The sequence below is a fragment of the Lactovum odontotermitis genome, from assembly GCF_054658595.1.
Genome location: NZ_BAAGGQ010000028.1, coordinates 1 through 13,916, shown reverse-complemented (window position 1 = coordinate 13,916; position 13,916 = coordinate 1). Strand labels below are relative to the sequence as shown.

The window sequence follows — 13,916 nt, the reverse complement described above, 5'->3', positions numbered from 1 at the left end:
TGTTCTGTGCTACAATTGGAGAAGGTCATCATGTCTCTTTTCTATATTGTTTTGTCGAAAAAACTATTATAAGAAAACATGATGATTTTTTGTTGGAAAAGTGTCCAACTTCATTTTATAACTTTCGGAAGTTGGAAATTCGGTGTTTTCTTTAGAAAAAACCAGAGAAAACGTGTTATAATAGATAATTGACTGAATTAAAGTTATACAAGGAAAATTGAATGCCAAATATTGTCCAAAGAATAATAGAAAACGATAAAAAAGAACTGCGCAAGCTGAATAAAATGGCGAACAAAGTCGAGTCTTACGCCGATGAGATGGCGCGAAAGTCCGACGAGGAACTGAAAGCGAAGACCGAAGAGTTCAAGGCGCGTTATAAGTCTGAAATTGAAAAAAGAGGCGAAGATAAAAAAGAGGAAATCCTCGATGACATGCTGTTCGAGGCTTTTGCTGTCTGTCGTGAAGCGGCTAAGCGCGTGCTCGGCCTCTATCCCTTCCACGTCCAGATTATGGGCGGTATCGTCCTGCACAACGGCGATGTACCCGAGATGCGTACCGGTGAAGGTAAGACACTGACTGCGACCATGCCTGTTTACCTGAATGCCCTTTCCGGCGAAGGCGTCCATGTTGTGACGGTCAATGAATACCTGTCACAGCGTGATGCCGAGGAAATGGGCGAACTTTACAATTGGCTCGGTCTGTCAATCGGCATTAATCTGAACTCAAAGTCGCCGGATGAAAAACGTCAGGCCTATGCCTGTGACATTACCTACTCAACATCCGCAGAGCTTGGTTTTGATTATCTGCGCGACAACATGGTCGTCCGCAAGGAAGACCTGACGCAGCGCCAGCTTAACTATGCCTTGGTCGACGAAGTGGATTCAATTCTGGTAGATGAAGCTCGTACCCCTCTGATTATCTCAGGCCAAGCGTCCGGCAACTCTGGACTTTACGCAAGAGCTGACCAATTTGCCAAAACCCTGCACGGCCACGAAGAGTACGAAGAGGGCGACGACTACAAGATTGACATCCAGTCGAAGACGGTTTCTCTGGCTGAAGAGGGAATTGACAAGGCCGAGAAGTACTTCGGCGTGGAGAATCTGTATGACCTGGAAAATGCCGCGCTGACGCACTTTATTGACAATGCGGTGCGTGCGAACTACATTTTCTACACAGATATTGACTATATGGTCGATGAAAATCAGGAAGTCCTGATTATTGACCAGTTTACCGGCCGTACCATGCCTGGACGCCGCTTTTCTGACGGACTGCACCAGGCGCTGGAAGCTAAGATGGGCGTGCCGATTCAGGATGAGGCAAAGACATCCGCTTCAATCACGATTCAGAACTTTTTCCGTATGTACAAAAAGCTGTCCGGTATGACGGGTACTGCCAAGACCGAGGCTGAAGAATTCCGTGAGACTTATAATATCCAGATTATCCCGATTCCGACGAATAAGCCGGTAATGCGTGTTGACCACGAGGATTTGCTTTATCCGACGCTGGATTCTAAGTTCAATGCCGTACTTGAGGATATCAAACGCCGGCACGCTGAAGGCCAGCCGATTCTGATTGGTACAGTGGCGGTTGAGACCTCTGAGCTGATTTCTCAAAAGCTGACGAAGGCCAAGATTCCGCATGAAGTGCTGAATGCCAAAAATCACTTCAAAGAAGCGCAAATCATCATGAATGCAGGCCAGCAGGGCGCAGTCACCATTGCCACCAACATGGCTGGCCGTGGAACCGATATTAAGCTCGGCCCAGGTGTCGTTGACCATCCGAATGTCGAATTCCGCGGACTTGCTGTTATCGGTACTGAGCGACATGAGTCCCGCCGTATTGATAACCAGCTGCGCGGCCGTTCCGGCCGTCAAGGTGACCCAGGTATCTCGCAATTCTACCTGTCACTGGAAGACGAGCTGATGAAACGATTCGGCTCTGAGCGCGTGGCAACAGTTCTCGAGCGCTTCAAGATGACCGGTGACGATGCAGTGATTAAATCCCGCCTGATTACCAACCAGATTGAATCCGCCCAGAAACGCGTCGAAGGCAACAACTACGATTCACGTAAACAGACCCTGCAGTACGACGACGTCATGCGCGAGCAGCGTAACGTGATTTACTCGCAGCGCCAGCGTGTCATTTTCGCGACAGAAGACATGACGCCGGAGCTGATGGGCATGTTTAGCCGAGCAACAAACCGTCTGGTAGATGACTACGTGGTCGCAGGCGGCGGCAAGCTCAAGGATGAAGCCTATAAGAATATGTTCCTCACTCTGGAAACTTCATTCTTCCGCGACGAGACAGTCACAGAATCACAGATTAACGGCCTGTCCGCGAATGAGCTGAAAGATTTCATCTTCTCTCAGATAAAAGAGACATACAAGCAGCAAATGTCCAAGCTGACGCCGGAGCGTCAGGTCGAATTCCAGCGGGCAGTTATCCTCCGAGTCGTTGACAACAAATGGTCTGACCATATTGACCAGCTCGACCAGATGCGTCAAGCCGTGGGACTGCGCGGTTACGCACAAAATACGCCGATTGTCGAATATCAGGAAGAGTCATTTAAACTCTTCAACGCCATGATAGGTGCCATTGAGTTTGAAATCACACGTCTGATGATGAAAGCGCAGATTCACGACCCGCAGCAGCAACAGCAAATGCAGCTGGAGCAGGCCATGCAGGCACAGGCACAAAACATCGCGCAGCTGCAGCAGATAAGACAGCAGCAAGAAACCATGACGATTGGTCAGCAGATGCAGCAGGAAATCCAGCCGCAGCAAATGCGCGCCATACAGCCGGAAGCAATTGACAACCGAATGTCAGACTTCTCCAAAGTCGGCCGCAACGACCCATGCCCTTGCGGCTCAGGCAAGAAATTCAAAAACTGCCATGGCCGGGCAATGGGTGTCTTGTAAACAAAATAAGCAGCTTCGGCTGCTTACTTTTTTGAAAGTTAATAAATAATGACATTTAAAAAAATAGGTAAAATGATAGATGTAGACGAGGTCAAGCAGCATAGCCGTTTGAGCGAGGAACAAGTTGCCCGTAAAATTGAGCGGGACAAAGAATTATTCAATATAGTGACAGGCCGCGATGAGCGCTTATTGCTGATAATCGGCCCCTGCTCAAGCGATAGGGAAGGGCCGGTGCTGGAATATGCACGCCGCTTGTCAAGACTTCAAGAAAAAGTCAAAAACAAAATTTTCATCGTGATGCGTGTCTACACAGCTAAACCGCGGACTAACGGTGACGGCTACAAAGGGCTGATTCATCAGCCGAATTTAAACGAAAGCCAGGACCTGATTAACGGCATCCGCGCCGTGAGGGAGATGCACTACAAGGTCATCACAGAAACCGGCCTGACGACAGCCGATGAAATGCTTTATACAGAAAATGTTAACCTAGTAGAAGATTTAGTCAGCTATCATGCCGTCGGCGCCCGCTCAGTCGAAGACCAGGTACACCGCTTTGTTGCCAGCGGAATTGATGCACCAGTAGGCATGAAAAATCCCACCTCAGGCAATCTCAATGTTATGTTCAATGCCATTCATGCAGCGCAGAAGCCTCAGCTCTTCCTGTTCAACCATGAAGAGGTTGAAACCAGCGGAAACACATTGGCCCATGCTATTTTGCGCGGCAGCAGCGATGAAAACGGAAAAAACCATCCGAATTTTTATACCGACAACCTATTGGACGTCATTGAAAGTTATGAGAAACTAAACTTAAAAAATCCCTTCATCATGATTGACGCCAACCACGACAACTCCGGCAAAAGATACCTGGAGCAAATCCGCATCGTGCGCCAGACCCTGCTCAACCGCAGCTGGGACGAAAAAATCCGCAAATACGTCCGCGGCTTCATGATTGAGTCCTACCTCGAAGACGGCCGTCAGGACGAACCGCTGATTTTCGGTAAATCCATCACTGACCCCTGCCTAGGCTGGGAAAAAACCGAGCAGCTGGTCCAGGAAATCGCCGAATCGCTTTGATGTTCTCATTTACTTGAAAAGTCCAGCCAACTCTGTTATAATACAAACATAAATTCGGAGGAGTAAAAATCCCAGTTCGCCAGAAAGAAGTCGGAGGTGCGAGACTTCGGACAAAGATTTTGAAGGTTGCCGAGTTTCAAAAAAGTTAATACTAAAGTAAAAAATAAAGGTGGTACCGTGCGACTGCACCCTTTTAACAAGGGCAGTTACAGGGTATTTTTTAATTAGAAAGCAAAACATGAAAATCACAATTTTTGGAGATTCCATCACCAACGGCTACGGCATGGACGAGGGCGGCAGCTCAAACATCCTGCAGCGCCTCATCGAAGCCAGGCGCCCAGACATCAAAGTCGCGCTCCACGGCATCAACGGCGACGATACATACGGCGGCCTCTTACGCGTCAAGTACGTTTTGGCAGAAAATGCTGATATTAACTTTATCTTCTTCGGCGCCAACGATGCATCACCTCAACACCTGATTCGCGCCGACGAATACCAGGCAAACCTGAACCAGATGATTGATGAACTCGGCGGCAAAAAATGTGTGCTAATCACAGCCCCCTACTACAACGAAAAAGAGCCCATGCACTACAGCTCTTTAGCAGAGGTTAAGATATTCAGAGAAGCAGCCGTTGAACTAGCGGCGAAACGGCAAGTTCCGCTAATTGACATTTTCCGTGTGATGATGGCACAGGAAAATCCTGATGCTCTGCTCAGGCCGGACGGCCTGCATTTTACCGAAGCAGCCTATGAACTCCTAGCTGATGAAATTATCAAGAAAATTGAGGAAATAAAATGACAGAAGAACTTTCGACGAAATTCGACCCGAAAGAGGTTGAGGCCGGCCGCTATCAGAAGTGGCTCGACGCGGGCGTTTTCAAGCCCGGATCAAATGGGGCGACCCGTGAAACTGGGGCTGAGCCTTACAGTATCGTGATTCCGCCGCCGAATGTTACGGGCAAGCTCCATCTCGGACACGCCTGGGACACGACGCTGCAGGACATCATCATCCGCCAGAAGCGCATGCAGGGCTTTGACACGCTCTGGCTGCCAGGCATGGACCACGCAGGAATTGCCACGCAGGCCAAGGTTGAGGCCCGTCTGGCTGAGGACGGGATTTCGCGCTATGACCTCGGCCGCGAGAAATTTCTCGAGAAAGCCTGGGAGTGGAAAGACGAATACGCTGAGACGATTCATGAGCAGTGGGCTAAAATGGGTATTTCCGTGGACTACGGGCGCGAGCGCTTTACGCTGGACGAGGGCTTGAATCTGGCGGTGCGCACGGTTTTTGTCGAGCTTTATAAGAAAGGCTGGATTTATCAGGGCGAGAAGATTATCAACTGGGACCCGAAGGCCCTTACAGCTTTGTCTGACATTGAGGTCATTCACGAGGATGATGACGGCTTTGAGCACTACTTTAAGTATATGTTTGCCGACGGCAGCGGAAAATATCTGACAATTATGACAACGCGTCCAGAAACGATGTTCGGTGACGGCGCAATTGCGGTTCACCCGGATGATTCGCGCTACAAGGATATTATCGGAAAAGAGGTCATCGTGCCTCTGACCGGTTATCACATCCCCGTCATAGCCGACGAATATCCGGACCCTGAAAAAGGCTCTGGTGCGGTTAAAATTACGCCGGCTCATGACCCGAATGATTTTATCGTTGGACAAAGACACGACATTCGTCAGGATATTATTATGAATGCTGACGGGACAATGGCCGCCAGTATGCGTGTCCCTGAGAAGTACCAGGGCTTGGACCGTTTTGAAGCGAGAAAACAGTTTGTGGCTGATGCAGATGCTGCTGGACTGCTCCTGAAAAAAGTGCCGATTAAGCACTCGGTCGGGCATTCTGAGCGCACCGGCGTCGTTGTTGAGCCGCGCTTGAGCAAGCAGTGGTTCGTCAAAATGGATGAACTGTCTAAAATCGCCATCGAAAATCAGTCCACAGAGGATGCGGTTGAATTCTATCCGCCGCGCTTCAATGAGACTTTCCTGCAGTGGATGGAAAATGTCCATGACTGGGTTATCAGCCGTCAGCTCTGGTGGGGGCACCAGATTCCGGCCTGGTATCGCAATGGCGAGACTTATGTGGGCATGGAAGCGCCTGAGGGAGAAGGCTGGACACAGGATGAAGATGTGCTGGACACCTGGTTCTCATCAGCTCTGTGGCCATTCAGCACACTGGGCTGGCCGGACACTGAAAATCCGGATTTCAAGCGCTATTTCCCGACGACAACGCTGGTCACAGGCTACGACATCATCTTCTTCTGGGTGTCGCGCATGATTTTCCAGTCGCTCGAATTAACCGGCAAGGCGCCTTTCAGAAATGTGCTGATACACGGCCTGATTCGCGACGAGCAGGGGCGGAAGATGTCCAAGTCGCTCGGCAACGGCATTGACCCCATGGACGTGATTGACAAATACGGCACAGACGCATTGCGCTGGTTCCTGTCAAACGGCTCTGCACCTGGACAGGATGTCCGATTCAACTATGAAAAAATGGACGCCGCCTGGAATTTCATTAACAAAATCTGGAACGTTTCCCGCTACATCCTGATGAACGCTGGAGAAATGAGCGCTGAGGCTGTTGAAGCAGCCTTGACGCAGGTGGCTGAGAAATCTGCAGGCAACGTCACTGACCGCTGGATTCTGACGCGCCTGAACGAAACCATTCTTCGCGTGACGGAGCAGATGGACAAGTTTGAGTTCGGTATCGCCGGCCACATTCTCTACAATTTCATCTGGGACGAGTTTGCCAACTGGTATCTCGAACTCACGAAAGAAGTCATGTTTGCTGACAACGAGGCCGCAAAAGACATCACACGCGCCGTTCTGCTCCATGTGCTTGACGAAGTCCTGCGCCTGCTGCATCCCATCATGCCGTTTTTCACCGAAGAAATCTTCGAGAAAATGCCTAACACCAGCGGTTCCATCGTCGTTGCACAATACCCGCTCTCTCGTCCGGAATTTAACGACGAAAAGGCTTCAGAGGGCGTCGCCATGCTGATTGAGCTCATCACCAGCGTGCGCAACATCCGCGCCGAGGTCAACACGCCATTGTCGAAAAAAATCCCGATTTTCATCAAATCTGACAATGCCGACTTCCTGAAGTCCGTCGCGCCTTATATCACGCGCTTTGCCAACCCTTCTGCCCTGACAATTGCAGAAAACATCAATTTGGACGAACAGGCCATGTCCGCTGTCATCAGCGGTGCAGAGATTTTCCTGCCGCTCAAGGGCCTCATCAACATTGACGAAGAAACCGCCCGCCTAGCTAAAGAGCAGGAGAAATGGCAGAAAGAAATCGAGCGTATTGACAAAAAACTGAGCAACGAAAAGTTCATCGCCAATGCGAAAGCCGAGGTGGTTGAGAAAGAGCGCGAAAAACTGGCGGATTACCAGGAAAAACTGGATTCGACCAAAGCTAGAATTTCCGAGCTGAACAGCACACTTACTTAAACACTTAAACACCTCCATTCTTCTCTTTTTCAAAGAAAAGTGATAGAATGAACATAGATTAAAAGACCAATACCGAGCGCCTGCTCGAATGCAATTACAAGGAGATAAGATGGCACACATCAAATTTGAATACGGCACACTCAAGCCGTTTGTCGCTGACAATGAATTAGATCAAATCCAATGGCAGATTACTGCTGCTGATAAAATCCTGCGTGACGGGACTGGCCCGGGATCAGACTTCCTCGGCTGGATTGATCTGCCTGAGGACTATGACAAGGCAGAATTTGCCCGCATTCAGGCGGCTGCAAAACAGATTCAGAGCGACAGCGACGTGCTGGTAGTGCTTGGAATCGGCGGCTCTTATCTGGGTGCCAAAGCAGCAACAGACTTCCTGCATTCAACTTTCCATAATCTGATGACCAAGGAAGAACGCAAGCAGACACTTGTTCTTTATGCCGGCAATTCCATCAGCTCCAACTATCTGGCTGATCTGGTCGATTTTGTAGCCGACAAAGACTTCTCAGTCAACGTCATCTCGAAATCCGGTACAACCACAGAGCCAGCCATTGCCTTCCGCGTCTTTGAGGAGCTCCTTGTCAAGAAGTACGGCCGTGAAGGCGCCAACAAGCGTATTTATGCCACAACGGACAAAGCCAAAGGCGCTGTAAAAGTCAATGCTGACGCTAATGGCTGGGAAACTTTTGTCGTGCCAGATTCAGTCGGCGGCCGCTTCTCAGTGCTGACTCCGGTTGGCCTGCTGCCGATTGCCGCTTCAGGCGCCGATATCCAGAAACTGATGGATGGTGCCAACCAAGCCCGCAAAGACTACACAGAAACGGACATCCGCAAGAATGACGCCTACGCATATGCTGCGCTGCGCAACATTCTCTACCGTAAAGGTAAATTCTCAGAAATCCTGATTAATTACGAGCCAAGCCTGCAGTATTTCGCTGAATGGTGGAAACAGCTGGCCGGCGAGTCTGAAGGCAAAGACCAGAAGGGCATCTATCCAACCTCTGCCAACTTCTCAACTGACCTTCATTCCTTGGGACAATGGATTCAGGAAGGCACCCGCACAGTTTTCGAAACGGCGATTCGGGTTGAAAAGCCGCGCAAAAACATCACCATACCAAAGATGGATGCCGATTTAGACGGATTGCGCTACATTGAAGGCAAAGACGTTGATTTTGTCAATAAAAAAGCAGCTGACGGTGTCTTGCTTGCTCACACAGACGGCAACGTCCCAAATATGTACATCACAATCCCCGAGCAGGACGAATTCACCCTCGGCTATCTGATTTACTTCTTCGAGCTTGCTATCAGCATCTCAGGCTACCTGAACGGCATCAATCCATTCGACCAGCCAGGCGTTGAAGCCTACAAGAAGAACATGTTCGGTCTCCTGGGCAAGCCGGGTTACGAGGCATTGACTGCAGAGCTGAACGCGCGTCTTTAATAAAAAAACAGAAATCAAAACAAAAAATGAGCTCATATCACAATGAACAGAGCTCATTTTTGTTTTCCTGCAGAAATGAGAAATATGTGCTGAGAAGCGTTAATCCGCGTTGCTTTAACTTGCAGGCTATTATTTTTTATGTTAGACTAAACTCATCATGACGACAAAAGAAATAAACCGTGAGCTCATTCTGGCCGAGCACATGCGCTTTGAGACCGACCGGCTGATTCTGCGGAAAATAAGATTTGATGACGCGGCCGATTTGCTGAAATACCATGGCGATGCCGAAATCGCACAGCTGGCGGGCTTTGAAGTCCTGAAAACACTAGAAGATGCGCAGCTGGATATTTTGAATTTCGCCTTTAAGAACATGCTGACAAGCTGGGCGCTTGAGCTGAAGTCAAGCGGGCAGATGATTGGCGACATTGCGCTGGGAGTTGAAGGTGACAAAGCAGATTTTTACTTCTGTCTGAATCGAAATTTCTGGAAACAAGGCTTAGCAACGGAAGCCGCTGCCTGCCTACGGGATTTTTATTTTGGGGAGCTGGAAATTGAAGTGCTCACAGCTGACCATTTTGTTGAAAATAAAGCCTCAGGCCGCGTCATGGAAAAAATCGGCATGCGCCGCTACGGCCAATACTTTGACCTCGATGAAAACGACCATGCACGATTGACCGAATACTATGCTCTGACACGAGAGGATTACCTGAAGAAAGAGAATTAAACAATGAAGAAGAATTTACATACATTTCCAGTCGGTGTTTTGGCGACACTTATATTCTTTGTAATTGGCTATTTCTACAGTTTCCGCTTTGCCTGGTTAGCTTTTCTGGCAGTTCCGATTTTCCGCTGGTTCGCCGATTCTTCACAAACTGCCTACGCAGACTCTTCTGATTCATTCACAGCAAACGCTTTTGGTGAAAATCGCTCTTGGAATGGAACGAGAGTCCCAGTAGATATTCGCAAATAAATATTACTAATTACAAAAAATAACGAACTAATTCAAACTTAAATATCAGATTTGAATTAGTTTTTTTTATCCCTGAATTTCACAAGTTTGTCCCAGAACCCTTGCATACAGAAAAGGAAATGTTAAACTATGATTATGAAGATTGAAAAGAGAATTGATAAGTCTTTGAAAGAAACTGTGGTTCTGGTGCATTGCCGAAGTGACGAAGAATTTCAGAAAATTTTCAGTAAGCTGGATGATGGTGAGCGTCTCAGTCTGGATACCGTGGATGGCCTGAGACGCATCTCGCAAGCGGAGCTCATCTATATCGAGGTCGTCGGAAATTATCTGGAGCTGCATTTATCTGAAAGTGATAAGCTCTATCGGCTGCGCTCGCCGCTCTACAAGTTCATGGCCAACCTGTCGGACGATTTCATCCAAGTTTCGCGCTCCTACGTCATCAATTTCACACAGCTCAACTCAGTAGAAGCGGACCTGATAAACGGCATGGTCGTGCGCGTCGGCGCTGCAAACGTGAAAATCCCGATTTCGCGCGCTTATTTAAAGAATATTTATGCAAAGGCAGGTATGAAAAATGAAAAAATACATTGACTCAATGCTGGTAGGTCTTGGCATCGGCTCCTTCATACTGACAATCTATGCCGCGATTTACTGGGGATTCTGGTTTGTCCTCCTCGTCCTCATCCAGAGCGCACTACAAGGCCTCGCCTCAGTCATCATCCACAAAAATCTCCCCCTGCCTTATCTGGCAAGATTCATAATACATGCGCTGACCAGTTACCTGCTCGCCTTTACACTCTTACTTTACATGATGCTGGCCTGGAAAGTGCCCGTGAATGCAATATTCAGCTTCAGCATCAGCTGGGTCGTCAGTTTCGCCGTTATTTACACCTATTTTTACTTCCGGGACCGTCACACGGCCGAGAAAATCAACCAAAAGTTAGGAGCCAACCATGAAAATCACCAATCTTGAAATGAAGTTCGACGAAAAGACAGTTTTGTCCAATATCAACCTTGAGGTGAAAAACGGCGAACGCCTTGCCATACTTGGAGAAAACGGCTGCGGAAAGACAACCCTGCTCAACATAATCAACCAAGGCCTAAAACAAACCAGCGGAAGAATTGACTACCAAGACCTAAAACTCACGAACAAGAACCGCTGCTACATCATGCAGCACGAAGTCTTACCCGATGAAATCAAAGTCTCCGAGGCCCTGAAACTCTTTGCCAGAGACAAAAATGCCCTCAGCAAAGGCCGCCAGCTCGCTGAAAAATTCAACCTCACAGCCGTCATGAACAAACGCTTCGCGCGCCTGTCCGGCGGCGAAAAACAGAAACTCTTCCTGATTTCAAACCTCCAGAACTCACCAGAATACTTCTTCCTTGACGAGATTACCACAGGCCTAGACTACAATTCCCGAGACGACCTGCTGAGCTTCCTGAGCGAAGTGCTTGAGCAGAACGCAAACACACTCTTTCTCGTCACCCACTACATCGAAGAAGCCATGCGCCTCTGCACACGCTTCATCGTCATCAAGAACGGCCGCATCACAGCAGATTTAACCAAAGACCAGCTGATTGAGCATAATTATAGCCTCGTCAAGTTCGACCAGGCCATGCCGGAGTTCGAGCGGGCAAACACACTTGACTTCAGCTACAAAATCGCCAAATCACAGCTCAACAAAACACTCAGCCGGCATTTCGACCATGTCATCAGCTACGAGCGCGATTTCACACGTAACCTCGGCGAAATCATTTCCTCAGAATAAGGAGACAATAATAATGAAAAATTTCCCAAAATACCTGGCAACCGAGCTGAAACTCCGCTTCCGCCTGCCAGTCTCCGTTTTCTTCATCTTCATTTTCCCGATATTCCTCATGGTCGTCTTTGCAGAAAGCTTCGGCCAGCAAATGCCCAACTACATCCCTGAAAACATCTCCTTAATCATGTTCTACGCCGTGCTGTCAGCCAGCGTAGTCAGCTTTTCAAACGACATCAGCGCCTACAAAAACGACAATTTCTATTTCCTGCTCGAGCGCCGGGCGGGCAGCAAAATCGCCTATCTCCTGGCGCAGCTTGCGGCCTTTGTCCTCATCATCTTTTTATCGACCCTGGCAATTCTCGCGGTGGCGCACCTCAGATACAGCTACGTCCTGCCTGACCTGGGAACCCTGCTCCTCTTCTACATCAAACTTTATATTTATTCATGCCCATTTTTCCTGCTGGCCATCATCATCGGATTACTCAGCAAAACCGCCTCCATGGCAAGCGCAATCGCAACTCCCCTGATGTTCATTTCCTATTTTTTAGGGGGAATGATGGTGCCTTACGCAGGATTCACAGGCACGATAAAAACCGTATCCGGACATTTCTTCCTCACACAGCTCCTGTCGGACCTGACCCACACCCTAACGAATAATTATACAGTACGTCCCAACTGGAGCCTTATCGCCCTCAGTGTAGGAGCCATCCTGCTTGTCGCAGTCTTTGTCTTAAAAAATTCGGCTTTCGTCAGAAAATAATGACAGAACGGAATTGAACTCAACACGCCTCAGGCGTGTTTTACATCTTGGCACTTTACAAATCAGACTTCAGGGGCTAAAATAGAACTATCATGGAATCTGACGATTTAGAAAAAGAAGAAAAGCAAAACGAGCGCGAAGCGACGCGAAATCTTTATATCCTCTGGTTCGGCGTATTTATGGCGGGCATGGGCTTCTCGGCGATTATGCCTTTCCTGCCGCTTTATATCGCGGATTTGGGACATTTCAGCAAGCCGGTTCTGAACTTGCTGGCAAGTACCACTTTTGCGATTACCTTTGTGATGACGGCGATTATTTCGCCAATCTGGGGCAAGCTGGCCGACAAATACGGCCGCCGGCCGATGATTCTGCGGGCCTCGCTGGGCATGGCGATTGTGATTGCGCTGATGGCTTTTGTGACAAATGTCTGGCAGCTGATGCTGCTGCGGGCGCTTCAGGGCTTGTGCGGCGGCTTTATTTCAAACTCAACGGCTCTGATTGCCACGCAGACACCGCGAGACAAAGCCGGGCGCGCCCTGGGAATTCTAGTGACCGGGCAAACCGCCGGCAATCTGCTGGGGCCGCTCTTAGGCGGTGTCATCGCAGCAGCAGTTGGTTACCGCGGAAGCTTCCTGATGACGGGCTCGCTCCTGTTTCTGGCCTTCCTGCTCTGCCTGTTTTTTGTAACAGAAAGTCATAAGCCTGGTGAGGCTTCGGACAAATCCGATCAGCCGGCGGATGCACATCCGTTTAGACACTTGAACAATAAAAGTCTGATTTTCGGTCTCTTTCTCACAACGACCGTTATTCAGATTGTCAACACCGGCATCAATCCGATTATGGCTCTGTTTGTCCAGGAAATCAATCATACGAACTGGTCAACCACGCTGCTTGTCGGTATCATCGCGGCGCTGCCCGGGATTTCTACAATTATCGCCGCACCGCGTTTCGGCAAGCTTGGTGATAAAATCGGTCCGCAGTATCTGCTCATCGGCGGTTTCGTCTTTGCTTTCTGCGTGCAGGTTCCGACGGCTTTTGTCGGCAGCGTTTTTCTGCTCATGGTCTTCCGCTTTCTCATCGGCGTTTCCGACGCCACCATGCTGCCGCAGATTAACTCGCTTCTGACTAAATCGGTGCCGAGCGAAATGATTAGTCGAATTTTTGCTTACAACCAGAGCTTCTCCAGCATCGGCAATGTTATCGGCCCAATGGTCGGCGGTGTCGTGGCCACCATGTTCGGCTACCGCGGGGTTTTCCTCTCGGGCGCACTCTTTATTTTAGTGAATTTTATCCATTTTCTGACGACGACAAAGGAAATCCGGAAGTAATCATTTTTTCTGAGAGATAATTTCAAAAAGAAAGCAATATCGGCAAAAGAATGGAAAATTTCAATACCAAGTTGGACATTCTCCGAAAACCATGTTTTCATCTAGTTTCTCAGTCGTTTTTTCGAGGAACAACTCATTTGGCGACAAGAAGTTTTTCGACTTTCTGGGATAGTCGTTGA

11 protein-coding genes and 2 pseudogenes are annotated in these 13,916 nt (G+C 48.8%); all 13 read left to right on the top strand.

All coding sequences use genetic code 11. The features are described from left to right. Nucleotides 1–221 precede the first annotated feature (221 nt). Nucleotides 222–2,639, top strand: a pseudogene (gene secA, locus ACYQ2E_RS10700) (preprotein translocase subunit SecA); the annotation flags it as partial. Nucleotides 2,640–2,825: 186 nt separating this feature from the next. Then, nucleotides 2,826–2,918 (top strand): annotated as a pseudogene (locus ACYQ2E_RS10695) (SEC-C metal-binding domain-containing protein); the annotation flags it as partial. Nucleotides 2,919–2,966: 48 nt separating this feature from the next. Next, nucleotides 2,967–3,992, top strand: coding sequence for a 3-deoxy-7-phosphoheptulonate synthase (locus ACYQ2E_RS10690; RefSeq protein ID WP_460018055.1), 1,026 nt, complete (start codon nucleotides 2,967–2,969; stop codon nucleotides 3,990–3,992). 238 nt (nucleotides 3,993–4,230) lie between these two features. Next, on the top strand, nucleotides 4,231–4,791 hold the full coding sequence (locus ACYQ2E_RS10685; protein ID WP_460018054.1) for a GDSL-type esterase/lipase family protein: 561 nt from the start codon (nucleotides 4,231–4,233) through the stop codon (nucleotides 4,789–4,791). After that, the gene (locus ACYQ2E_RS10680) at nucleotides 4,788–7,460 is read left to right on the top strand and encodes a valine--tRNA ligase (RefSeq protein ID WP_460018053.1); all 2,673 of its coding nucleotides are present in this window, start codon (nucleotides 4,788–4,790) and stop codon (nucleotides 7,458–7,460) included. The genes ACYQ2E_RS10685 and ACYQ2E_RS10680 overlap by 4 nt, the downstream gene beginning before the upstream one ends. Before the next feature lie 109 nt (nucleotides 7,461–7,569). After that, nucleotides 7,570–8,916 carry a glucose-6-phosphate isomerase gene (locus ACYQ2E_RS10675; RefSeq protein WP_460018052.1) on the top strand — a complete coding sequence of 449 codons (1,347 nt, stop codon included), beginning with the start codon at nucleotides 7,570–7,572 and terminating at the stop codon, nucleotides 8,914–8,916. A 157-nt stretch (nucleotides 8,917–9,073) separates the two neighbouring features. After that, nucleotides 9,074–9,640 (top strand): GNAT family N-acetyltransferase, encoded by a 567-nt coding sequence (locus ACYQ2E_RS10670; protein ID WP_460018051.1) that lies wholly within the window; start codon nucleotides 9,074–9,076, stop codon nucleotides 9,638–9,640. A 3-nt stretch (nucleotides 9,641–9,643) separates the two neighbouring features. Next, nucleotides 9,644–9,886, top strand: a complete 243-nt coding sequence (locus ACYQ2E_RS10665; protein WP_460018050.1) for a hypothetical protein — start codon at nucleotides 9,644–9,646, stop codon at nucleotides 9,884–9,886. Between the two features lie 135 nt (nucleotides 9,887–10,021). After that, nucleotides 10,022–10,477: a LytTR family DNA-binding domain-containing protein gene (locus ACYQ2E_RS10660; protein WP_460018049.1), complete on the top strand. Its 456-nt coding sequence runs from the start codon at nucleotides 10,022–10,024 to the stop codon at nucleotides 10,475–10,477. Next, a complete protein-coding gene (locus ACYQ2E_RS10655; protein WP_460018048.1) occupies nucleotides 10,461–10,859 on the top strand; it encodes a DUF3021 family protein in 399 nt (132 codons plus the stop codon). The genes ACYQ2E_RS10660 and ACYQ2E_RS10655 overlap by 17 nt, the downstream gene beginning before the upstream one ends. Next, nucleotides 10,840–11,655: an ATP-binding cassette domain-containing protein gene (locus tag ACYQ2E_RS10650; protein ID WP_460018047.1), complete on the top strand. Its 816-nt coding sequence runs from the start codon at nucleotides 10,840–10,842 to the stop codon at nucleotides 11,653–11,655. Before ACYQ2E_RS10655 ends, ACYQ2E_RS10650 begins: the two co-directional genes overlap by 20 nt. Before the next feature lie 13 nt (nucleotides 11,656–11,668). Beyond that, the gene (locus ACYQ2E_RS10645; RefSeq protein ID WP_460018046.1) at nucleotides 11,669–12,409 is read left to right on the top strand and encodes an ABC transporter permease; all 741 of its coding nucleotides are present in this window, start codon (nucleotides 11,669–11,671) and stop codon (nucleotides 12,407–12,409) included. A gap of 92 nt (nucleotides 12,410–12,501) precedes the next feature. Further along, complete coding sequence (locus tag ACYQ2E_RS10640; RefSeq protein ID WP_460018045.1) at nucleotides 12,502–13,737, top strand: MFS transporter; 1,236 nt, start codon at nucleotides 12,502–12,504, stop codon at nucleotides 13,735–13,737. Nucleotides 13,738–13,916 lie beyond the last annotated feature (179 nt).

What these genes read in the sequence shown, in the direction of transcription:
- ACYQ2E_RS10665 (WP_460018050.1), top strand. Translation starts at nt 9,644, where the DNA reads ATGAAGAAGAATTTACATACATTTCCAGTCGGTGTTTTGGCGACACTT.
- ACYQ2E_RS10675 (WP_460018052.1), top strand. Translation starts at nt 7,570, where the DNA reads ATGGCACACATCAAATTTGAATACGGCACACTCAAGCCGTTTGTCGCT.
- ACYQ2E_RS10640 (WP_460018045.1), top strand. Translation starts at nt 12,502, where the DNA reads ATGGAATCTGACGATTTAGAAAAAGAAGAAAAGCAAAACGAGCGCGAA.
- ACYQ2E_RS10670 (WP_460018051.1), top strand. Translation starts at nt 9,074, where the DNA reads ATGACGACAAAAGAAATAAACCGTGAGCTCATTCTGGCCGAGCACATG.
- ACYQ2E_RS10645 (WP_460018046.1), top strand. Translation starts at nt 11,669, where the DNA reads ATGAAAAATTTCCCAAAATACCTGGCAACCGAGCTGAAACTCCGCTTC.
- ACYQ2E_RS10680 (WP_460018053.1), top strand. Translation starts at nt 4,788, where the DNA reads ATGACAGAAGAACTTTCGACGAAATTCGACCCGAAAGAGGTTGAGGCC.
- ACYQ2E_RS10650 (WP_460018047.1), top strand. Translation starts at nt 10,840, where the DNA reads ATGAAAATCACCAATCTTGAAATGAAGTTCGACGAAAAGACAGTTTTG.
- ACYQ2E_RS10655 (WP_460018048.1), top strand. Translation starts at nt 10,461, where the DNA reads ATGAAAAAATACATTGACTCAATGCTGGTAGGTCTTGGCATCGGCTCC.
- ACYQ2E_RS10690 (WP_460018055.1), top strand. Translation starts at nt 2,967, where the DNA reads ATGACATTTAAAAAAATAGGTAAAATGATAGATGTAGACGAGGTCAAG.
- ACYQ2E_RS10660 (WP_460018049.1), top strand. Translation starts at nt 10,022, where the DNA reads ATGAAGATTGAAAAGAGAATTGATAAGTCTTTGAAAGAAACTGTGGTT.
- ACYQ2E_RS10685 (WP_460018054.1), top strand. Translation starts at nt 4,231, where the DNA reads ATGAAAATCACAATTTTTGGAGATTCCATCACCAACGGCTACGGCATG.